19 protein-coding genes are annotated in these 21,506 nt (G+C 72.8%); 14 read left to right on the top strand and 5 right to left on the bottom strand.

What is annotated here, in order from left to right; all coding sequences use genetic code 11:
* Window positions 1-23: 23 nt before the first annotated feature.
* The gene (locus K4G22_RS11180) at window positions 24-992 is read right to left on the bottom strand and encodes a hypothetical protein (protein WP_228079758.1); all 969 of its coding nucleotides are present in this window, start codon (window positions 990-992) and stop codon (window positions 24-26) included.
* 26 nt (window positions 993-1,018) lie between these two features.
* On the bottom strand, window positions 1,019-1,195 hold the full coding sequence (locus tag K4G22_RS11175) for a hypothetical protein (RefSeq protein ID WP_228079756.1): 177 nt from the start codon (window positions 1,193-1,195) through the stop codon (window positions 1,019-1,021).
* Window positions 1,196-1,489: 294 nt separating this feature from the next.
* Between K4G22_RS11175 and K4G22_RS11170 the strand changes: the two genes are divergently transcribed.
* The 7 genes from K4G22_RS11170 to K4G22_RS11140 all read left to right on the top strand — a co-directional run bounded on the left by K4G22_RS11170 (window position 1,490) and on the right by K4G22_RS11140 (window position 8,168).
* Window positions 1,490-2,419 carry a ribokinase gene (locus K4G22_RS11170; protein WP_228079755.1) on the top strand — a complete coding sequence of 310 codons (930 nt, stop codon included), beginning with the start codon at window positions 1,490-1,492 and terminating at the stop codon, window positions 2,417-2,419.
* A complete protein-coding gene (locus tag K4G22_RS11165) occupies window positions 2,416-3,414 on the top strand; it encodes an ABC transporter permease (protein ID WP_228079753.1) in 999 nt (332 codons plus the stop codon). Before K4G22_RS11170 ends, K4G22_RS11165 begins: the two co-directional genes overlap by 4 nt.
* Before the next feature lie 49 nt (window positions 3,415-3,463).
* Window positions 3,464-4,489 (top strand): sugar ABC transporter substrate-binding protein, encoded by a 1,026-nt coding sequence (locus K4G22_RS11160; RefSeq protein ID WP_228079751.1) that lies wholly within the window; start codon window positions 3,464-3,466, stop codon window positions 4,487-4,489.
* Complete coding sequence (locus K4G22_RS11155; protein WP_228079749.1) at window positions 4,489-6,039, top strand: sugar ABC transporter ATP-binding protein; 1,551 nt, start codon at window positions 4,489-4,491, stop codon at window positions 6,037-6,039. The genes K4G22_RS11160 and K4G22_RS11155 overlap by 1 nt, the downstream gene beginning before the upstream one ends.
* Before the next feature lie 28 nt (window positions 6,040-6,067).
* Entirely contained in the window at window positions 6,068-6,523 is a 456-nt protein-coding gene (rbsD, locus tag K4G22_RS11150; RefSeq protein WP_228079747.1) for a D-ribose pyranase, read from the top strand.
* Window positions 6,524-6,584: 61 nt separating this feature from the next.
* Window positions 6,585-7,292, top strand: a complete 708-nt coding sequence (deoC, locus tag K4G22_RS11145; protein WP_228079745.1) for a deoxyribose-phosphate aldolase — start codon at window positions 6,585-6,587, stop codon at window positions 7,290-7,292.
* Between the two features lie 165 nt (window positions 7,293-7,457).
* Window positions 7,458-8,168 (top strand): GntR family transcriptional regulator, encoded by a 711-nt coding sequence (locus K4G22_RS11140; RefSeq protein WP_322785154.1) that lies wholly within the window; start codon window positions 7,458-7,460, stop codon window positions 8,166-8,168.
* Here the strand turns inward: K4G22_RS11140 and K4G22_RS11135 are convergent.
* Window positions 8,143-9,177, bottom strand: coding sequence for a saccharopine dehydrogenase NADP-binding domain-containing protein (locus tag K4G22_RS11135; protein WP_228079742.1), 1,035 nt, complete (start codon window positions 9,175-9,177; stop codon window positions 8,143-8,145). The genes K4G22_RS11140 and K4G22_RS11135 overlap by 26 nt on opposite strands.
* 98 nt (window positions 9,178-9,275) lie before the next feature.
* Between K4G22_RS11135 and K4G22_RS11130 the strand changes: the two genes are divergently transcribed.
* A complete protein-coding gene (locus tag K4G22_RS11130) occupies window positions 9,276-10,220 on the top strand; it encodes a helix-turn-helix domain-containing protein (RefSeq protein ID WP_228079740.1) in 945 nt (314 codons plus the stop codon).
* A gap of 91 nt (window positions 10,221-10,311) precedes the next feature.
* Window positions 10,312-11,703, top strand: a complete 1,392-nt coding sequence (locus K4G22_RS11125) for a serine/threonine-protein kinase (protein ID WP_228079738.1) — start codon at window positions 10,312-10,314, stop codon at window positions 11,701-11,703.
* Here K4G22_RS11125 and K4G22_RS11120 read toward each other — a convergent pair.
* Complete coding sequence (locus K4G22_RS11120; RefSeq protein ID WP_228079737.1) at window positions 11,669-13,657, bottom strand: glycosyltransferase family 4 protein; 1,989 nt, start codon at window positions 13,655-13,657, stop codon at window positions 11,669-11,671. The two genes, K4G22_RS11125 and K4G22_RS11120, sit on opposite strands and share 35 nt — an antisense overlap.
* Window positions 13,658-13,965: 308 nt before the next feature.
* On the bottom strand, window positions 13,966-14,664 hold the full coding sequence (locus K4G22_RS11115) for a FadR/GntR family transcriptional regulator (protein WP_228079736.1): 699 nt from the start codon (window positions 14,662-14,664) through the stop codon (window positions 13,966-13,968).
* A gap of 209 nt (window positions 14,665-14,873) precedes the next feature.
* Here K4G22_RS11115 and K4G22_RS11110 point away from each other — a divergent pair, with 209 nt between their 5' ends.
* The 5 genes from K4G22_RS11110 to K4G22_RS11090 are packed head-to-tail and all read left to right on the top strand — an operon-like array spanning window position 14,874 to window position 21,484.
* On the top strand, window positions 14,874-16,502 hold the full coding sequence (locus tag K4G22_RS11110) for an ABC transporter substrate-binding protein (protein WP_228079735.1): 1,629 nt from the start codon (window positions 14,874-14,876) through the stop codon (window positions 16,500-16,502).
* Window positions 16,499-17,458, top strand: a complete 960-nt coding sequence (locus K4G22_RS11105; protein ID WP_228079734.1) for an ABC transporter permease — start codon at window positions 16,499-16,501, stop codon at window positions 17,456-17,458. Before K4G22_RS11110 ends, K4G22_RS11105 begins: the two co-directional genes overlap by 4 nt.
* The gene (locus tag K4G22_RS11100) at window positions 17,455-19,485 is read left to right on the top strand and encodes a dipeptide/oligopeptide/nickel ABC transporter permease/ATP-binding protein (RefSeq protein ID WP_228079733.1); all 2,031 of its coding nucleotides are present in this window, start codon (window positions 17,455-17,457) and stop codon (window positions 19,483-19,485) included. Before K4G22_RS11105 ends, K4G22_RS11100 begins: the two co-directional genes overlap by 4 nt.
* The gene (locus K4G22_RS11095; protein ID WP_228079732.1) at window positions 19,482-20,552 is read left to right on the top strand and encodes an oligopeptide/dipeptide ABC transporter ATP-binding protein; all 1,071 of its coding nucleotides are present in this window, start codon (window positions 19,482-19,484) and stop codon (window positions 20,550-20,552) included. Before K4G22_RS11100 ends, K4G22_RS11095 begins: the two co-directional genes overlap by 4 nt.
* Window positions 20,549-21,484 (top strand): dihydrodipicolinate synthase family protein, encoded by a 936-nt coding sequence (locus K4G22_RS11090; protein ID WP_228079731.1) that lies wholly within the window; start codon window positions 20,549-20,551, stop codon window positions 21,482-21,484. The genes K4G22_RS11095 and K4G22_RS11090 overlap by 4 nt, the downstream gene beginning before the upstream one ends.
* Window positions 21,485-21,506: the final 22 nt, after the last annotated feature.

Below are 21,506 nucleotides of genomic sequence, written 5' to 3'. Positions count from 1 at the left end.
CACGCCGGCCGGCACGCGGGTCGTCACGCCGGCCGGCCGGGCGCGGTCGGGGGGTCGGCGTGACGGATCGGGTGGCCGGAGGGGGCGGTGGTGAGCCAGGTGCCGTCGCCCAGCGGGTGGACGTCGTGGGCGGCCTTCGCGTGGGCGTGGAACTCGCCCCGGGGCTCGCCGGTACGGGCGTCGACCCGGTAGAGGCAGAACCACTCCTCCTCGTCCTCGGTCTCCCCGGTGAGTGCCGCGATGACGGTGTCCTGGTTCAGAAATCCGCCGTACCAGTCGACGAAGACCTCGCCCGGGTCGTGGCCGAAGGCGTCGACGGCGAGGCTGGACGTCACCTCGCCGTCGGGGTAGGTGTGGACGGCGAGGTCGGTCTGTTGGTGGTCGACGGTCATGAACCGGCGTCCGTCGGGCGAGAGATCGATCAGGATCCGGTCGTGCCAGGGGTAGCGGACGAGGTCCAGCCGGCCGTCGACCAGCGACGCGCGGTAGATGGCGGAGCCGTCCTGTCCCTCGCCCACGTCGAGGAGCATGGACTCGCCGGCGGGGTGCGGCAGTTGCTCGCCGCCGTGGCCGACGGTCCCCAGATCGGCCTGGGCGAGCACCCCGCCGGTGTCGGCGTCCAGGGCGACCCACTGGTCGGGCCGGTCGCGGCCGGCGATCGCGTCGGGCCGGTAGATCCACAGCACCCGCTCGTCCAGCGACAGCGCACAGCCCGGCCGGTGGCCGTACCGTTCCCGTGACCTGGGCGCGAACTCCGAACGCCAGACCTCGGCCCCGTCCGCCGTCACGCGGACCGCCGCGTCGAGCGTCGTGTAGTAGACGCGCCGCAGGTCGGCGGTGACCGCGTGCTCCACGACATCGTCGTCGGCGGTCGGCCGGCAGGTCAGGGCGGGGGAGAGCAGGCCCGTGGCGCCGGCGGCCGGCTGGTAGGCGCGGATGTGTCCGTCGACGAGCCGGGTGACGGTCCGGAGCGGGCGCGGGAGTGGGGCCATGTCCGGAGGCTAGCCGGCCGGCGGCGTCAGGGGTCGCCGGGGGCGTGGTCGCCGAGGCCGATCAGCAACTGGCGGAGCAGGCCGGCGAGTTGCCGCTGGTCGTGGTCGCTCAGCTCGGCGAGGAGCCGGGTCTCCAGGGCGAGGTGGCCGGCGACGGCTCCGTCGGCGAGTTCCCGGCCGTCGGCGGTCAGGGTGATCAGCACGCTGCGCCGGTTGGCCGGGTCGTTCTCGCGCTGAGAGCCATCGCCGCCGGCCAGCTGGCGCCCGACGCCGTCCGCGGTCTGATCCGGCGGCGCCGGCCCGGGGCGGGGTGACGCCGCGCGCCCTCGCCGAGGAAGGGCCGGCGCCGAGAGGCCCGTCCGGTGAACCACGCGTTTCGGGTGCGTGGACAACTCGGACAGAACTGGCCAACGACCACCTCTTGACTACGAACATCCCTGTACATACGCTCCCCCATGTTCAGGGTTGTCCACGTACAAAAGAGCCGGTGTGCATCAATGAAGATCGCAGTTGTCGGAAGCTACGGGGTCGGTCTCACCATGCGGGTGCCCAAGGCCCCCGCCCCCGGTGAGACCGTCTCGGACGGTGCCTTCGACGAGGGCCCCGGGGGGAAGGGCTCCAACCAGGCCATCGGCGCCGCGCGCCTGGGGGCCGAGGTGTCGTTCCTGACCGCCGTCGGCGACGACGACTACGGCCGGGCCGCCCGTGCCCTCTGGGAACGGGAGGGCGTCGACGCCGGCCAGGTGGTCACCGGCCGGGCCGCGACCATGGTCGGCTTCATCCTGGTCGAGCCCTCGGGCGAGAACCGGATCGCGATCGCGCCCGGCGCCCTGGACGAGCTCACCGCCGACTCCGTCGAGGCGTTCCGCCCCGCGATCGCCGAGGCCGACGTGCTGGTCGTCTCCATGGAGATCCCCGCCGCCGCCGTCAGCGCCGCCCTGCGGGTCGGGCGCGAGGCCGGCACCACCACCCTGCTCAACCCGGCGCCGGCCCGCCCGCTGGCCGAGGGCGACTGGCCGCTGATCGACCTGCTCACCCCGAACCAGACCGAGGCACCCGTGCTGCTGGGCCTCCCCGAGGGGCACGGCCGCACCGATGCCGAGCTGGTCGCCGCACTCCGCGCCCGCACCGGCGGGTCCGTGGTGCTGACCAGGGGCGGCGCCGGCGCGCTGGTCGCCGACGCCGGCCAGGACGGTGACCGGAGCGCCGAGGTGCCCGCCCGGCAGGCCGAGCGGGTGGTCGACACCACCGGCGCCGGCGACTCGTTCACCGCCGCGCTCGCCGTGGCCGTCGCCGGCGGCACCGAGCTGACGACGGCCGTCCGGTTCGCCGCCGAGGCCGGCGCCCACACGGTCTCCCTCGCCGGTGTCATCCCCGCCCTCCCCACCCGGGCCCACCTCAAGACCGAGATTGGAACACCCCGATGACCACGACCACCGCACCGGCGCGGGCGTCCCTGGACTTCCGCTCCCTGCTGCACGCCCGGGAGTCCGGGGTCTTCGCGGCCCTCGTCCTGCTGTTCGCCCTCGGCACCGTGCTGACGCCCAGCTTCGCCTCGTCCGACAACCTGCTCTCGGTCGGCCAGCAGATAGCGCAGATCGGCATCATGGCCATCGGCGCCACCTTCGTCATCGTCAACGGCGAGATCGACCTCTCCGTCGGCTCGATCTACGCCCTGTCGGCGATCACCACCGGAATGATCATCTCCGAGGGGGCCGCCTGGCCGCTGGCGATCCTCGCCGGGCTCGGGGTCGGCGCGTTCGCCGGGCTGCTCAACGGCCTGGCGGTGGTGGCGCTCGGCGTCCCCTCGTTCATCGTCACGCTCGGCACCCTCAGCGTCTACCGGGGGGTGGCGCTGCTGATCTCGGACGGCGCGCCGATCTCGCTCAGCTCCAGCCAGGACGGGGTCGCCGACTTCAACCTGCTCGGCCAGGGGCGGCTCTTCGGCGTGGTGCCGATGCAGTTCGTGTTCTTCGCGATCATCGCCGCCATCGGCATCCTGCTCCTCTCCCGCTCCCGCCTCGGCTTCAACACCTACGCGGTGGGCGGCAACCAGGAGGCCGCCCGGCTGGTCGGCATCAACGTCAAGCGCGTCAAGCTGACCGCGTTCGTCCTCTCCGGGTTCACCGCCGCGGTCGCCGGCGTGCTCGGCCTCTCGTTCCTCTCCTATGTGCAGGGCGTCACCGGCAGCGGCCTCGAACTCACCGTCATCTCGGCGGTGATCATCGGCGGCGCCGCGCTCTTCGGCGGCTCCGGAACGATGTGGGGCACCGTGATCGGCGTCGCCTTCATCGGTCTCCTCCAGAACATCCTGAACATCAAGGGCATCTCGTCCTTCTGGCAGACCATCGTCACCGGCCTGGTGATCATCGCCGCGGTGGCCGCCGACACCTGGCAGCGCAAGCGCAAGACCAGGGCCTGAACCCCGCACCCTCCCGATCTCTGAGCCCGGACACGACAAAGGAGTTCCGATGTCCCTTCGCTCCACCACCCGCCGGTTCCTGGCAGCCGGTGTCCTCGCCGCCACCGCGCTGACCGTCAGCGGCTGCGGCGCCATCACCTCCGAGAACTCGGGGTCGTCCGCGGAGGACGGGTTCCAGCTCGCCGGCCACATCCAGGACCGCATCGACAGCGGCGACCCGCTGCGCATCAAGCTCAGCTACCACGACCCGTCGCTCGCCTTCGCCGCCCCGATCAGCGAGGGCATGGAACGGGCCGCCGACGAGTTCGGCGCCGACGTCCAGCTGATCGGCCCGACCGGTGGCGACGCCGCCCAGCAGGTGTCGGAGCTTCAGACGCTGATCCAGCAGAAGTCCGTGGACGGCCTCGCCGTCTCCTCGTCGTCCAGCGACGCGCTGAAGCCGGTCATCGCGCAGGCGTACAACGCGGGCATCCCCATCGTCTCCTTCAACACCGACAACCCGGACTCCGAGCAGATGGGCTTCGTCGGGCAGGACCTCCCAGGGTCGGGCGCCGCGCAGGCCGAGGAGCTGCTCTCGGTGCTCGGCGCGGACGCCACGGGCAAGGTCGTCGTCTTCTCCGTGGACACCGGGGCCGGCTGGTCGCACGACAGGTTCGGCGGCTTCGAGAGCGCGCTGGCCGACTCAGGGCTCACGGTCGTCGGCCCGGTCAACGTCGGCAACGAGCCCAACGCCGCCTACAACACGGTGGAGTCCACCATGTCGGGCCAGTCCGATGTGGCCGCGATAGTCGGCCTGGACTGCTGCTCCACCACCGCCGCCGCGCAGTGGGTCCAGCAGTCGGGGAACACCGGCGAGGTCGCCGTGGTCGGCTTCGACCTGCTGCCGGCGACCGCCGAGTACATCGAGCGGGGCGTCGTCGACTTCACCATCAGCCAGAACCCCGCCGAGCAGGGCTACCAGGCCGTCAAGGTGCTGCACGACTTCCTCACCGACGACACCGAGATCACCGGCGTCGACACCGGCTCGCAGTTCGTCACCGAGGAGAACCTCGCCGACGCCGCGGTGGAGGGCTGATGTCCACCCGCCCAGCGGAGAGCGGAGGCGGCGCGCCCGCCGTCAGCGTCCGGGGGCTGAGCCGCAACTTCGGCCCGGTCCGCGCGCTCACCGATGTCTCGTTCGACGTCCCCGAGGGCGAGATCACCGCGCTCCTCGGCGAGAACGGCGCGGGGAAGTCGACGCTGCTGAAGATCCTCGCCGGGCTCCAGCCACCCAGCTCGGGCAGCGTCACCGTCTTCGGCGACGAGATGACCACGTTCGACCCGAGCACCGTGCTCAGCAGGCACGGCGTGGCGATCGTCCCGCAGGAGCTGTCGCTGCTGCCCGACCGCAGCGTCGCGGAGAACGTGCTGGCCGGCGTTGAGCCCGGGCACCGCTGGTTCCCCTCGCGCCGGCAGATGCGGGACCGCACGGTCACCCTCCTCGGCGAGCTCGAACTCGACCTCGACCCGGGCGCGCGAGCCGGGTCCGTCGACCTCGCCACCCAGCAACTCGTCGTCGTCGCCCGGTCGATCGCCCGCGGCTGCCGGGTGCTGATCCTCGACGAGCCGACCGCGATGCTCACCCCGGCCGAGGCCGAGCGGCTCTTCGGGCTGATGGGCCGGCTGAAGGACGCCGGCACCACGATGCTCTACGTGTCGCACCGGATGCCGGAGATCTTCCGCCTCGCCGACCAGATCGAGGTGCTCCGCGACGGCGGCCACGTCGCCTCGTCGCGGCGCGCCGAGACCACGCCCGACCAGGCGGTCGCCGCCATGGTCGGCCGGGAACTCGGCCAGTTCGAGGGCCGGGAGCGCGGCGGCCGGCCCGACCGCAGGCCCGCGCTCGCCCTCAACGGGCTCAGTGGCCGCCGCCACGAGGACATCACCCTCGACGTGCGGCCTGGGGAGATCCTCGGCGTCGCCGGGCTGCCCGACTCGGGCCGGGTGGAGCTGCTGCACAACATCTTCGGCGGCGACAAGGGCACCGGCGGCACCGTCGAGGTACTCGGCACCGACTACCCGACGCGCGATCCGATCGCCAGCGTGGAGCGGAAGTTGGCGTTCGTCCCCGGCGAGCGCCGCGCCCAGGGGCTGCTCTCCACGATGAGCGTCGGCGAGAACATCGGCGTGCTGACCACCGGCACGCTCAGCCGGTTCGGCTTCCTGCGGCGCCGCGCCTTCGACCGGGCCGCGGGCGAACGGGCGGCCCGGATGCGGGTGAAGACCGCCAGCCTGGACACGCCCATCACCAACCTGTCGGGCGGCAACCAGCAGAAGGCGGTGCTCGCCCGCTGGCTCGCCATCGACCCCGGCGTGCTGATCCTCGACGAGCCGACGAGGGGCGTCGACGTCGGCGCCAAGGCGGAGATCTACGAGCAGCTCTTCGCGCTGGCCGAAGGGGGCCTGGCGATCCTCTGCTCCTCGTCCGACCTGCCCGAACTCCTCACCCTCACCGATCGGATAGCGGTGCTGAGCCAGGGCCGGCTGGCCGGCGTGGTGGACAGCTCAGACGCGACGGAGGAGTCGATCATGGCGCTCGCCACCGGCCTCAAGGACGCCTCCCCCACCCAGCAGCCAGCCGCCTGACCGCCCATCCACCGAAAGGACCGTCCCGATGAAGCGCACCGGAATCCTCAACGCCCAGCTCAGCGGCGCCCTCGCCACGCTCGGCCACACCGACCTGATCATGGTCGTCGACGCCGGCTTCCCCATCCCGCGCGACGCCAACCGCGTCGACCTCGCCCTCGCCGAGAACCTGCCCGACCTGCGCACCGTGCTCGGCCTGATCGCCGACGAGCTGGTCGTCGAGGGCGTGGTCCGCGCCGACGACGTGCCGAGCAACAACCCCAGGCTCGACGCGTGGCTCCAGCAGCGGTTCACCGACGCCGAGTTCACCACCCGCACGCACGCCGAGATGCTCGGCGAGACGGCCCGTCAGGCGAAGGTCGTCGTCCGCACCGGCGCGTTCGAGCCCTGGGGCAACATCGGCCTGTTCTGCGGCGTCGACGTGCCGAAGTGGTTCGGCGGCGAGGGCGTCGTCGCCCCCGACTACTACGCCGACAAGCTCTGACCGCCCCGCCCAGGCAGGGCGCCATCCCCCCAGCAGCACCGCACGAAAGAGACGACCTGACGTGACGCAGTCCACCCTCACCAGCACGGATCTCCAGCCCGCCGAGCTGGCCCCCTACATCCAGCACACCCGGATCGACGCCGACGCCACCCGCGACGACATGGTCGCCCACGCCCGGGAGGCCGTCACCCACGGCTTCAACGCCGCCATGGTCGCCGCCTCCTGGGTGCCCGTGGTCGCCGCCGAGCTGAAGGGCACCGGCATCGAGGTGGCCTCGGCGCTCGACTTCCCGACCGTCGGCGTGATGACCAGCGCGGGCAAGGCGGCCGAGGCGGCGGAGATCGCCCGCCTCGGCGCCACCCAGATCGACATAGGCGTCCAGATCGGCTGGCTCAAGAGCGGCCGGTACGACGACTTCCGCGAGGACATCGCTGGCGTCGTCCGGGCCAGCGGCCTCCCGGTCAAGGTGATGCTCGAACTGCCCCTGCTCACCGAGGAGGAGAAGCAGACGGCCGTCGAACTCGCCATGGAGGCCGGCGCCACGTATCTGAAGAACGCCAGCAGCGGGCAGATCGAGACGGCGAATCCCGACAGCATTCGCTACCTTGTCGAGCGGGCCCGCGAAGGGGTCCTCGTCAAGGCGTCAGGGTCGATCAAGACCTACCGGCAGGCGCTCGGCCTGCTCCGTGCGGGCGCGGTCCTGCTCGGCACCAGTGCCGGGATCTCGATCGTCACCGACACGGGGGACGAGAACACCACGAGCTACTGACCGCCCGACCCGCGGCCCCGGCCCGACAGCCGCCGGGGCGGCGGGCACCGGCGCTCGGCCCGCCGGAGACGGCACGCGGATGACGGCGATGAATGGGAGAGAAGAGCGACAGTGAGCGCCAGGCCGAACGAGGCGGACCGCCCCGACATCAAACGCGATGTCCCCATGGCGATCCACGCCCAGATCTCGGAACACATCAGGTCGCGCATCGCCATGGGCGAGTGGCCGGCTCACTACCGCCTCAAGAGCGAGCCCGAACTCGCCCAGGAACTCGGCGTCAGCCGGGGCACCGTGCGCCGGGCGCTCGCCACGCTGATCGAGGAGGGCCTGCTGCGCCAGGTGCGCGGACGCGGCACGTTCGTCACCTCCACCACCATCGAGCCGGCGATCGCCCAGAAGCTCACCACCCTCTCCGAGGACTTCGCCCACCAGGGCGTGGTGACCAGCACCGATGTGCTGCGCTGCGCGCTGATCGAGCCCCCGAGGCCGGTGGCGGCGCTGCTCGACATAGTGCCGGGCGTCACCGTCCTCGAACTGGTCAGGTCGCGTCGCACCGGCGAAGGACCGGTCGCGCTGCTCTACAACTACGTGCGCAGCGACATCACTCCCGGCATCGAACAGGTCGACTTCACCAGCTCAAGCCTCTTCGGCGTGCTGGAGGGCACCTACGGCCTGAGGATCGCCACCGCCCGCCGCACGTTCAGCGCCGAGTCCGCGTCCCCCGACGTGGCCGCCGCCCTGGACCTGGCGCCCGGGTCGCCCGTGCAGTACCTCCAGCAGGTGACCTACCTCGCCGACGACCGGCCCGTCGAGTACTCGGACGTCTGGATCCACAGCGGCCGGCTGCATGTCACCTCGCTGCTGTCCCGGCGGTGACCGTCTCCAGCTCGAAGTCCAGTCGAGGGGCGAGGGAACGGAGGAAGCCGGCCGCGTCGAAGAGCGCGCCGGCCGAGGCGACGCCGACCGTCCTGGTCCGGCCGGTGAGGATCCGGTGCACCGCCTCCACGGCGAGCGGCGCCGTGACGGCGTAGATGTCCTGGCCGCGCGCCACCGCCCGCCGTTCCACGCCCCCGGCGCGCACCAGGGCGTGGACGAGGAAGGTCTCCGCCGTGCGCTCGGCTGCGGACTCGGCGGCTCCGGCGGCCAGTTCGGTGGCCGCCGCCACCGTCATATAGGTGGTCACCTCCGGCACGGCCAGATGGCTTGGGACGGTCACCAGATCGGCCATGGAGAACTCGCGAAGCACCGGGCGTTCGCCGAGCGGCTCGGGAAACGGCCAGCTCAGCGCGGGCGACGGGGCGTCGTCGTGGTAGGTCAGCCGCCCGCCGGTGTAGCGGACCCGGCGGCCGGCCCTGCGGTCGTGGGAGACCGCGCCGGCGGCCCGCGTTCCTGGCGTCGGCTGCCAGCCGCTCAGCCCGTAGGCGACATGCACCTCGTCGGCCGCCGTCCCACCGTCCAGCGCCGCGGTGACCAGCAGATCGCCGAGCCCGCCGTAGAAGGCCATCGCCGGCAGCACCACCGTGCCCGCCTCGCGCGCCCGGTCGGCGAAGTGCGTGAACGTGTCGACGTTGGCCTCGATCTCGGCCGCCACATCCACATAGGGGACGCCGGCGCGCAGCGCCGCCTCGACCAGCGGCGCCGCCGTGGTGGCGAACGGGCCCGCGCAGTTGACCACGGCGGCGGCGCCGGCCAACGCCAGGTCGAGGGCGGCGGGATCGTCGACGGTGGCCGGGCGGACGTCGAGCCCGGCCCCGATCGCCCGCAGCTTCCCGGGGTCGCGCCCCGAGAGCACCGGGACGAACCCGCGCCGCCGCAGCTCCGCCACCACGAAGCGCCCGGTGTGCCCGGAGGCGCCGAACACCGTCACCGAACGGTTCTCGCCCATCAGTTCTCCCGTCCTGGAAAGTTCAACCGTGAACATCCTGCGGGTGGATATCGGTCCACACGAGTGGCCGGAACGACGGCATCCGTACACTTTCGGACATGAGCACCGTCGCGCTGGTCGTCACCGAGGGCATGCTGCCGCTCGAACTCTCCCTGGCCCACGAGGTCTTCGGCGCCGAGATCAACGGGGTGCCAGAACCCTGGTACCGGGTCGCCGTGCACGCCAGCGGCCCGGTGCGGCTCGGCCGGTTCCAGGTGCTGCCCGACGCCGGGCTCGACCAACTCGCCGACGCCCACACGGTGATCGTCCCCGGCTGGGCCGATGTGGACGCGCCACCGCCGGCCGATCTGGTCGACGCGGTCGGCGCCGCCTACCGGGCCGGCGCCCGGATCGCCTCCCTCTGCACCGGCGCCTTCGTGCTGGCCGCCGCCGGGCTGCTGGACGGCCGCCGCGCCACCACCCACTGGGCCCACACCCGCACCCTGGCCGCCCGCCATCCCCGGATCGAGGTCGACCCCGACGTCCTCTATGTGGACAACGGCCAGGTCCTCACCTCGGCCGGCAAGGCCGCCGCCCTCGACCTCTGCCTCCATCTGGTGCGCGGCGACCACGGCTCGGCCGTCGCCAACACCGTCGCCCGCAACCTGGTCGTCCCCCCGCACCGGGCCGGCGGCCAGGCCCAGTTCGTCACCGCCCCTGTGCCCGCGCGGGACGACCACCCGCTCGGCGAGCTGCTCCCCTGGGCGATGGCCAGGATCGACCAGCCGCTGACCGTCGAGGACCTGGCCCGCCGCGCCCATCTCAGCACCCGCCACCTCGGCCGCCACTTCCGCGCCGCGACCGGCACCACACCGCTGCGGTGGCTCCAGGACCAGCGGATTCGCCGCGCCCAGGAGCTGCTGGAGAGCACGGACGAGAGCGTCGACGCCATCGCGACCGCCACCGGGCTGGGCACCGCGACCAGCCTCCGCCGCCACTTCCGCCGGGCTCTCGGCGTCCCCCCGGACACCTACCGCCGCACCTTCCGCGACGCGCGGCGGTGACGCGAAGGGCCATGGGAACCGGCGAGGGACAGGCATCCGTCAGCAGCGTTACGGTGTGGGCTCGTTGGGGCGATCACGAGGGGGGTGCCGGGTGGAAGGGCTTGAGCCGACCGATCCGCGGCGGGTGGGGCGTTACCGGATCACCGCGCGGCTGGGCGCTGGCGGGATGGGGCGGGTGTATCTGGGCCACTCGCCCGGCGGGCGGCTGGTCGCGGTGAAGGTGGTGCGGCCCGAGCTGGCCGACGACCCCGGCTTCCGCCGCCGCTTCGTCCAGGAGGTCAAGGCGGCCCGACGGGTCAACGGCTTCTTCACGGCCGCCGTGGTCGACGCCGACCCCGAGGGCGCGCCGCCCTGGCTGGCCACCGCCTATGTGCCGGGCCTCGCGTTGGACGAGGCCGTCGCCGCGCACGGGCCCTGGCCGGCGGCCTCGGTGCGGGCGCTTGGCGCGGGCCTCGCCGAGGCGTTGGAGGCGATCCACGCGGCGCGGTTGGTGCATCGGGACCTCAAGCCGTCCAATGTGCTGCTCGCCTCGGACGGGCCCCGGGTGGTGGACTTCGGGATCTCGGTGGCGGCGGAGGCCACGGCGCTCACCAGGACCGGAACGGTGCTCGGCACCCCGGGCTTCATGGCCCCCGAACAGTTGCTCGACCGGCCGGTCACCCCGGCCACCGATGTGTTCGCCCTCGGCGCGGTGCTCACCCATGTCGCCACCGGCACCGGCCCCTTCGGCACCGGATCCGCCCAGTCGCTCAACTTCCGGATCGCCTACGAGGCGCCTGACCTCTCCCGACTGCCCTCCCCAGGGCTTGAGTTCATCGCCCGTTGTCTGGCCAAGGAGCCGACCCAACGCCCGACCGTGCCCGCCCTGCTGGACGAACTCGCCCTGTCCGCACCGGAGTCGGGGGCCGCCACGGCGCCCTGGATCCCCGATGCTGTGGCCCGCGCCCTGCCGGCCGCCGGCAGCGTCCCCGAGCGGCCAACCGCCACGGCGACCGCCCCCGACCTCCCCCGACAGCCGGCGCCCGCGCCGGCCCCGTCGTCGCCCCCGTCGCCGTCGCCGGCCGCCCGGCGGGAGGACGGGGTGGGCACGGTGGTCGGCCTGGGGTTCGCCCTGGTGGCCTTCGCGGTGGCCATGGTGCTGCCCGCCGTCAACGGCGAATCGGTGGTCACCGGCCCCGAGGGCGGCTGGCCGTTCGGCCTTGGCGCCCTGCTGAACGTGGCCACGGCGGTGGGGTTGCTGGCGGCGCTCAGGCCCGGCGCCGACAGGGCCGGCCGGCGGCGGGCCCGCGCCCTGCACTGGGCCAGCGGCGGGCTCGCCACCTTCCTGGTCGTGGGCCTCACCGTGTTCTTCCTCGTCGAGGACGGCGCGCTGGACGACATCGGCCCCGGCGTGTGGGTCTACTACGTCGGCTGCGCGGCCACGCTCTTCGCCGCCGCCCGCTTCCCCGTCACCCCTCCGCCGCGTCCGGCTCGGCCGAAGTGACCGTCAGGGTCAGGTCGTTGTCGCTGGTGAAGCCGAGGCGCAGCGCCGAATCGCCGTGGACGACGGTGGGGTGGACATCGCTCTTGCGGCGGTCGGCGGTGTCGCCGGCGATCCGGGCCAGGGGGGCCGAGCGGCCGGCGGGGGTGGTGAGGCGCAGCCGCCAGGTGCCGAGGGCGGCGTCCCGGTGGGCCAGGGTGGCGCGCAGGCCGTCCGGGGTGGCCGCGACGGCCAGCGGTATCTCCTCGCCGGACTGGCCCCGGGCGATGACCCGCGCGCCGGCGCAGGCGGCCGTCGCCAGGGTGACCGTGGAGGCGTGGACGCCCGTCTCGATCGCGGTGACCTCGGCGTGGTCGGGCCGCCGCCAGGCGCGGAGGGTGAGGTTGCCGTCCTTGGTGGGGTAGGGGATCCAGGCGGTGGCGCCCTCGGCGGTGTCCCGGGGAAGGGCGTTGACCAGCGCGGCGGTCTCCACCAGGCGGGCGGCGAGGCGTTGCGGCTTGGCCGCGACCTCGGTGACCAGGAAGGCGTCCCAACGGCCCTCGGCGAGGGTGTGGTCGGCGCGGCGCAGGGTGGCGCGCCCCTGCCGGTCGAACGGGACGCGGACGGTGCGGCGCGCCGGGTCCTTGCGGAGGCGCAGCAGGAGTTCGCCCCGGCCCGGCTGGTCGAGCGTGACGCTGAGGCTGCCGTCGGGGGCGGCCACGGCATGGGTGCCGGGGCGGGCGGGCTCCGGCGGGACGGGGGCGGCCGGCGGGGCCGGCGCCGCCGCGCGGGGGGCGAGGAGGCCGCGCAGCCGGGCCAGGCCGCGGGCCCGGGGGCGGGTGTCGGGGCGCAGCCGTCCGACCAGCTCCTCGAACTGCGCCGCGATCAGGTCGGGGGCGTAACTCCGGGCGGTGGCCAGGGCGTTGCCGGCGATATGGCGGCGGAGCTCCGGGTCCTTCATCAGGGTGCGCAGGCCAGCGGCGATACCGGGGACCGGATCCTCGTCGAGGGGGACGAGGTAGCCGTCCTCGCCGTGGGTGATGATCTCCGCCGGGCCGTGCGGGCAGTCCGTCGAGACGACGGGGACGCCGCAGGCCATGGCCTCGATGATGGTCAGGCCGAACGACTCCCACTGGGAGGTGACGGCCGCGACGGCGCCCTTGGCCCACTCGGTCTCGATGGGGGCGACGGCGCCCATCAGACGGGCGCGGTCGGCCAGGCCGCGCCGGTCGATACGGGCGCGCAGCGCCGGGCGTTCGGGGCCGCGCCCGTAGATCCGCAGCCGCCAGTCGGGGAACTCGTCGGTGAGCTGGGCGAACGCGTCGATCAGCCGGTCGTACCGCTTGGTGGCGACGAGACGCCCGGCGGCGACGATGGTGCGGGTGTCGCCGGTGGCGGGGGAGACCCCGGGCAGCGGCGAGCAGTTGGGCAGCCGTTCGATCACGGTGGTCGCGTCGGGCAGGGCCCGCCGGTAGGCGGCGGCGTCGGCGCGGGAGACGGGCGTGAACGCGTCGAGCCGGGGCACCGCTTCGAGGCGCAGCGCCTGCCCCTCGGGCGGACGGGTGGCGAGCGGCGCGTGCTCCTGGCCGACGCGCAGATAGCGGGCGGTGCCGTAGTGGCCGAGATAGACGCTGAGCGTGGGGCGGGTGGAGACGACCACATCGGCGTCGACCGCGGCGAGATGGGCGCGCATCCGCTGGTCGCTGAGGAGCGAGACGTCGTCCTGCCAGGCGGGCAGCACCTCGCTGGGGCGGTCCGCCGCCGGCGACGCCAGATCGGCTGAGCCCTCCCTGCGGTCGATCAACGTCTCGATGGGCACCCGGGGATCGAAGGCGAAGCTGGCGCTGTCGCGGTGCCGGTAGAGGCTGGTGACACGCACCGTGTGGCCGCGTTCGGCCAGCCCGGCCGAGAGGTTGGCCACGGAACGGATCGTTCCGCCGATCCCGTACGCGTTGTTCAGCAGGAACACGATCTTCACGAAGGACCCCCCACAGGTCAGCCGCCCCCGGCCGTTCCCCCACGTCCGAGGCGCACACATGTCAACCGGCTCATATTGGCACGACATGTGAGGAGGTTGTGGCGAGTGTGGATCGCTCGGTGTCGGCGGTGAAACGTTTGCCGTCGCACAGGCGACCGGGTGGTGACACGCCGTCTGCGCTGTGTGTTCGCCGCCGGGGGCGGGCCGAGTGACGCGTCATGCACATGCTGTGAAATCGTCGAATCGACGTGCCAAACATGACATAGATCACGCGAGGGAAAGGCTCAACCGGCCCCGTCGGCAGGGGGTTAAGCGGAGGCGCTGTCGGTCAACACCTGACGGATACCGGCGAAGTGCTGGCGCATGGCGATGACGGCGCGCGGCGCGTCCCCCGAGGTCAGCGCGGTGACGATCTCCTGGTGCCGGGCGCAGGTGACCCGCGCGTCCTGGGCTTCCTCGCGCAACTCCTGGCGCACCCGGTGGAAGGCGGCCCAGAAGGCGTCGAGCACCTCGCTGAGCAGGTGGTTGCCCCGTGAGCGGTAGAGCGTCAGATGGAACGCGCGATCGGTGGCGGCGCTGACCCGGCCGTCCTCGGCCGCCTCCCGCTCCATGGCGGCGACCAGCTCCCGCAGCCGGGCCAGATCCTCCTCGGGCACCTCGCCGGCCACGCCGCCGATCAGGCCGACCTCCAACGCCTCGCGCACCTCAAGGAGTTCGGCCAGGCTGGCCTCGCCCCTGCGGTGTCGGACGGCGGCCCGGAAGACCATGCCGTCCACGAACGAGTCCAGGCTGAGGCTGCCGACATAGGTGCCGAAACCGTGCCGGATATCCACGATGTTGACCGCCTGGAGGGCCTTGAGCGCCTCCCTGACCGAGTTGCGGCTCACCTCGAAGAGGGTCATCAACTCGCTTTCGGTGGGCAGCGGATCGCCGGGCGCCAGGCGGCGGGTGAGGATCAGCTCCCTGATCTGGCCCTGCACCTCGTCGGACATCATGCGGCGGGCCATGGAGCCCCTCCCTCTGCTGCGCGCACCCGCCGCGAACCCCCGGGGGCGGGCGGTGATCACGTGAACCTCGGCCTTCGGTTCACATTCTGCCACTGGAGATAGGACATGGGACGTCCTGGCTCTTGACCGCTGTCCTGAAACCCTCCTAGGTTCCTAGGACGTACAACGTAGGACCTCTTAGAGTTTGCCCGGAGAGACGGAGATACAACGTGGTTCCTCCCCTCGATCGTCCCGTCGATCGCAGATCCTTCCTCCGGTTCACCGGCGCCCTGGGGGCCGCCGGGGCGCTCACCGCGGGGCTCGGTGCCTGCACCGGGCCGCCGTCCACCATCGGCACCGGCGGCGGGGGCGGTTCCGCCCTCGACACCCTCACGGCCGTCATCGGCTACGGCAACGACCAGAGCTGGGACCCCACCCAGACCGCGTCCGCGTTCTCCATGGCGGCCAACCACCACATCTACGAGGGGCTGTTGGACACCGACCCCCTCACCCGCGTCCCCTACCCCGCCCTGGCCACCGCGCTCCCCGCCGATCCGACCGCCACCACCTGGCGGTTCACCCTCCGCTCCGGCGCGAGCTGGCACGACGGCGAGCCGGTGACCGTGGACGATGTGCTGTTCACCTTCGAGCGGGTGCTGGACCCCGAGGTCAACACCCTGGCCAGGTCGTTCTTCGCCAGCTGGCTGGCGGGGGTCAGGGCGGTCGACGAACGCGTCGTCGAGCTGGACTTCCGCTTCCCGTTCCCCGACGCCGCGCCCCGGCTGACCATCGCCAAGATCATGCCGCGCCATGTCTTCGGCGAGGAGGGCGCCTGGGACCGGGCCACCGGCGGCCTCGCCGTCGGCTCGGGCCCCTACCGGCAGTCCGCCCACCACCCCAGGTCCAACACCACCTTCGAGGCGTTCGAGGGGTACAACGGCCCCCGCCACCCCGCCTTCCGCGCGATGAACTGGCGCTCCGTGGTGGACGCCGCACCCCGGGTGGCCGCGATATCGGGGGACAACGCGGAGGCCCAACTGGCCGAGAACATCCCCTATGCGAACGTCGAGCAACTGCGCGGCGACGGCCTCCAGGTGGAGGGCGGCGCCGGGATGAACCACCTCTTCCTGATGTTCAACACCGAGAACCCGCCCTTCGACGACGTCCGGGTGCGGCAGGCGCTGCTGCACGCCCTGGACATCGAGCAGTTGATCGAGGTCGGCCTCAAGGGCTACGGCCGCCAGGTGAGTTCGTTCCTGGACGAGGGCAACCCCGCGCACCGGGCCGCCTCCACCGTCTACACCTACGACCCGGAGCTGGCCAGGCGGCTGCTCGACGAGGCGGGCGTCGACGAGATCGACGTCAACCTGATGTCGGTCAACGTCAGCTGGGCCGTCGACTGCCTGCCGACCATCAAGGAGTCCTGGGACGCCATCGGCGTGCACACCACCCTGGAGCCCCAGGAGACCTCCGCGCTCTTCACCAAGATGGACCAGGACCGCGCCTACCAGGTGGTCGCGGGCGTCTCCAACCCCAACCAGTTCGGCCTCGACGCCGATCTGATCCTCCGCTACAACTACACGCCGGGCGGCCTGTGGATGGCCTACACCGGCTGGGACGGCGGCGAGGCGGCCGGCGAGCTGTTCGCGCTGATGGACCAGGCCACCGAGGAGCCGGACGCCACCCGCAAGCTGGAGCTGACCCACCGCTGCCTCGACCTGGTCGCCGAGGCCGCCGTGCTCTACCCCGTGGTGCACAACGAGCTGCTCACCGCCTGGAACCCGCGCGCCGTCACCGGCATCAGGGCCCAGGCGTACCCCGGGGTCAACGTCCTCCAGTCCGGGGCGGTCGTCTCGTGACCGTCGTCCTGCGGATGGTGCTGCGCCGGGTGCTGCTGCTGGTGCCGCTGCTGCTGGGCATCATCCTCTTCGTCTTCCTGCTCATGCGGTTCTCCGACATGGACCCGGCCTCCGCCTACTTCCAGGGCGCCAACCCCACCCAGGAGCAACTCCACGAGTTCCGCGAGGAGAACGGGCTGCTCGACCCGCTGCCGGTGCGCTACTTCGCCTTCGTCGGCGATCTGGTCACGGGCGACATGGGCATCAGCGTGCTCACCCGCGCCCCCGTCTGGGACCAGGTCACCACCGCGCTGCCGCTCACCCTCCAACTCACCTTCCTGGGCCTGGGGATCGCGGTGCTGATCGCGCTGCCGCTCGGCGTGCTGGCCGCCCTCTACCGGGACCGGCTGCCCGACCAGGTCATCCGCGTGGTCTCCCTGGTCGGCGTCGCGGCGCCCGCGTTCTGGCTGGCGCTGCTGCTGATCCAGTACCTGGCCGTGGGCCGGGGCTGGTATCCCACCGGCGGCTACATCAATCCACAGGACTCGCTGCGGGGTTGGCTCAACAGCCTGACGCTGCCCGCGCTGGCGCTCTCCCTGCCGGTCGCCGCCCAGCTGATCAGGGTGGTCCGCACCGCCGTGGTGGAGGAGCTGGACCGCGACTACGTCCGCACCGCCATCGGCGGCGGACTGCCCCCCGTGATCGTCGTCGGGCGCAACGTCCTGCGGAACGCGCTGATCAACCCGCTCACCGTGCTGGGCCTGCGGGTCGGCTACCTGCTGGGCGGCGCCGTGGTGATCGAGACCATCTTCTCGCTGCCGGGGATGGGCAAGCTGATGATCGACGCGGTCCGCAACGGGGACCCGGCCGTCGTCCAGGGCGTGGTGCTGACCACCGCCGTCGGCTTCGTGCTGGTCAACCTCGCCATCGACATTCTCTATCTGCTGGTCAACCCCCGGCTGAGGAGCGCCGCGTGAGATTCCTCAAGTCACCTTCCCTGACACGGGCGTTGACCCGTCCGCTGCTCAAGCTGACCTCGGTGCGCCGGCTGCCGACGCTCTCCAGGATCGCGCTGGTCGTGCTGCTGCTGGTGGCGCTCACCGCGCTGTTCGCCCCCTGGCTGGCGCCACACGACCCCTATGCCCAGTCCGGCACCTCCGAGGGGCCGTCCGCCGAACACTGGATGGGCCAGGACAGCCTGGGCCGCGACATCCTCAGCCGGCTCATGCACGGGGCCCGTTGGTCCCTGGCCATCGGCCTCGGCGCCACCGGGCTCGCCCTGGTCGCCGGCGCGGTGGTCGGCGCCATCGCCGCCACATCGAGGAAGGCGATCGACGAGGCACTGATGCGCTGCCTCGACATCGTCATGGCGTTCCCCGGTGTCGCGCTGGCCGCCGTCCTGATCTCCGTCTTCGGCGGCGGCATCCCCGTGCTGGTCTGCGCCATCGCCTTCCTCTACACCCCGGCCATCGCCCGGGTGGTGCGCGCCAACGTCCTGGCCCAGTACGGCGAGGACTACGTCACCGCCGAACGCGTCATCGGCGCCCGCACCCCGCACATCCTGATCCGCCATGTCGCCGTCAACTGCGCCGCGCCGATCCTGGTGTTCTGCACCGTGATGGTCGCCGACGCCATCGTCTTCGAGGCGTCGCTCTCCTTCATCGGCGCCGGCGTGCGACCGCCGGAACCGTCCTGGGGCAGCGTCATCGCGGACGGCAAGAACCTGGTCCTGCTGGACGGCTGGTGGGCCACCGTCTTCCCCGGGCTGCTGATGCTGCTCACCGTGCTGGCGCTCAACATCCTCGCCGAGGGCGTCTCCGACCGCTGGGCAGCGCCCGCGACGCCCAGGGAACGGCCGCGGGACGCCGAGGCCGCCGACCCGGTCGAGCGGGCCGCCGCCCCGAGCGGCGAGGTGCTGCCGCTGCCCGGCCTGGAACGCGCCGGCGAACGGCTGCGCGCGCTGGCCCGGCCGCCCGTCACCGCCGAACCGGTGCTCAGCGTCCGGGACCTGACGGTGGGCTTCGCCGACCGGCACGGCGGCACCGAGGTGGTCGCCGGCGTCGGCTTCGACGTCCGCCCCGGCGAAGTCGTCGGCCTGGTGGGGGAGTCGGGCTGCGGCAAGTCCCTGACCGCGCTCACCGTGATGGGCCTGGCGCCACGCGGCGCCCGCATCGGCGGCAGCGTCCGCTTCGACGGGCGCGAACTGAACGGCCTCGCGCCCCGCGCCCGCCGCGCGCTGCTCGGCCACCAGATGGCGATGGTCTACCAGGACGCGCTCTCCTCGCTGAACCCCGCCATGACCATCCGCGCCCAACTGCGCCAACTGGTCAGCAGGGGCGGCCGGCGCACCCCCGCCGAACTCCTCGAACTGGTCGGCCTCGACCCGGAGCGGGTGCTCCGCGCCTACCCGCACGAGATATCCGGCGGCCAGCGCCAACGCGTGCTGATCGCCATGGCGCTCTCCCGCGAGCCGAGGCTGATCATCGCCGACGAGCCCACCACGGCCCTCGACGTCACCATCCAGGCCCAGGTCATCGAGCTGCTGCTGCGGCTGCGCGCCGAGTTGGGCTTCGCGCTGGTGCTGGTCTCCCACGATCTGGCGCTGATCGCCGACGTCACCGACCGGGTGGTGGTGATGTACGGCGGGCAGATCGCGGAGACCGGCGTCACCGCCGACCTGGTGGGCGCGCCCGCCCACCACTACACCAGGGGTCTGCTCGGCTCCGTGCTGTCCCTTGAGTCGGGCGCGGAACGGATGACGCAGATCCGGGGCGTGGTGCCCTCACCGGCCGACTTCCCCGCCGGCTGCCGCTTCGCCGACCGCTGCCCGCTGGCCGACGACGACTGCGTCGAGCCACCGCCCCCGCGGCCGGCCCCTGGTCCAGGACACCGCGTCGCCTGCCACCACCCGGCCCCGCCACCGGACGGGAAGCGGGCCGTCGACCAGGACCAGCAGGACCAGCAGGACCACCAGGACCACCAGGAAGGCCAGGGAGCCCGATGAGCGTCGATGACGAGACCCAGGCCCCGCTGATGGAACTGCGCCAGGCGCACCTCTCCTACGCGGCGCGCGGCGGCGGCCTGTTCCGCCCCCCGCGCGTCCAGGCCCTGGTGGACGTCGACCTCGCCATCGCGCCAGGCGAGACGCTGGGCGTGGTCGGCGAGTCGGGCTGCGGCAAGTCAACGCTGGCCAGGGTGCTGGTCGGCATCGAGCGGCCCGAGTCCGGCACGGTGTCGCACCGGGGCCGCGACCTCTGGGCGATGCGGCCCGACGAACGCCGCCGCACCCTGGGCGTCGGCGTCGGCATGGTCTTCCAGGACGCCTCGACCGCCCTCAACCGGCGGCTCCCCGTGCACCGGGTGCTGCGCGATCCACTGGATGTGCACCGCCAGGGCTCCGGCAGCCAACGCGACGCGCGTGTCAGGGAGTTGCTCGGCCTGGTCGGGCTGCCCGCCGGGGTGGCCGACGCGCTCCCCGGGCAGCTCTCCGGCGGTCAGCGGCAGCGCGTCGCGATCGCCCGCGCGCTGGCCCTCGAACCCGCGCTGGTGATCGCCGACGAGCCGACCAGCGCCCTGGACGTCTCCGTCCGTGCCCAGATCCTCAACCTCCTGCTGGACCTCAAGGAGCGGTTGGGGCTGGCGATGGTCTTCGTCTCCCACGACATCCAGACCGTGCGCCGGATGAGCGACCGGGTGATCACCATGTATCTCGGCCGGATCGTGGAGGAGTCACCCGCCGAACGCGTCACCGGCCACGCCCGTCACCCCTACACCCGGGCGCTGTTCTCGGCCACGCCGGGACTGCTCGACCCGATCGAGCCGATCCCGCTCACCGGGCCGCTGCCGTCGGCCACCCGCCCGCCCAGCGGCTGCCCGTTCCGCACCCGCTGCTGGAAGGCCGACGAGCGGTGCGCCGAGTCGATGCCGGACTTCACCGGCGAACCCGGCGAGACTCCCGACGGACACCGCTTCCGCTGCCACCACCCGGTGGCCGCCTCGGAGTCCACCCGCCAGCTGGTCGCCCAGGCGACCGCGGCTGCCACCCCCGTCCCGCACAAGGAGCGTCCATGACTCTGCCCGCCCGCCTCACCGGGGTGATCCCCCCGGTCTGCACTCCCCTGAACCCCCGGGGCGAGGTGGACACGGCGTCCCTGACCCGCCTGGTCGACCAGTTGGTCGGCGCGGGCGTGAACGGGCTCTTCCTGCTGGGCTCGTCCTCGGAGGCCGCGTTCCTCACCGACCGGCAGCGGGTCACCGTCGTGGAGACCGTCGCCGCCCATGTCGGCGGCGGGGTCCCGGTGCTGGCCGGCGCCATCGACATGACCACGCCCCGGGTGGTCGAGCACGCCCGCGCCGCGCTGGCCGCCGGCGCCGACGCCATCGTGGCCACCGCCCCCTTCTACACCCGGGTCCAACCCCAGGAGATCGAACGGCACTTCAGGGAGCTGGCGCACCGGATCCAGGCCCCCGTCCTCGCCTACGACCTGCCGGTCGCCGTGCACAGCAAGCTGGGCGCCGACCTGGTGCTGACCCTGGCCGCCGACGGCGTCCTCGCCGGGCTCAAGGACTCAAGCCCGGATCTCGGCGCCTTCCGCGAGGTGCTGCGCGAACTGCGGGACGGCGCGGCGGGGGAGGGGTTCGCCGTCCTCACCGGCTCCGAACTCATCGTGGACGCGGCCCTGCTGCTGGGCGCCGACGGCGTCGTCCCGGGCCTGGGCAACGTCGACCCGCACGGCTATGTCCGGCTGGTCGCGCACTGCGAGCGCGGCGAGTGGAAGGAGGCCGGCGCCGAACAGGACCGGCTCGGGCGGCTGTTCGCCCTGGTGGACGAGGGCTCCCCAGGCCGGATGGGCCGCGGCTCGTCCGCCATCGGCGGCTTCAAGACGGCGCTCCACCTGCGCGGTTGGATCGACCACCCGACCACGGCCGAGCCGCAGATCCCGCTCGACGAACGGGAGACGGAGCGCGTCGCCCACCATCTGGCGGTGGCCGGGCTGCTCTGAGCCGACCACCTCAGAACCGGCG

It is taken from the genome of Streptomyces profundus (assembly GCF_020740535.1).
GTDB classification, from domain to species: domain Bacteria; phylum Actinomycetota; class Actinomycetes; order Streptomycetales; family Streptomycetaceae; genus Streptomyces; species Streptomyces profundus.
Note: the sequence above shows the minus strand (reverse complement) of the source record. Positions and strands in the feature narration are given on the sequence as shown.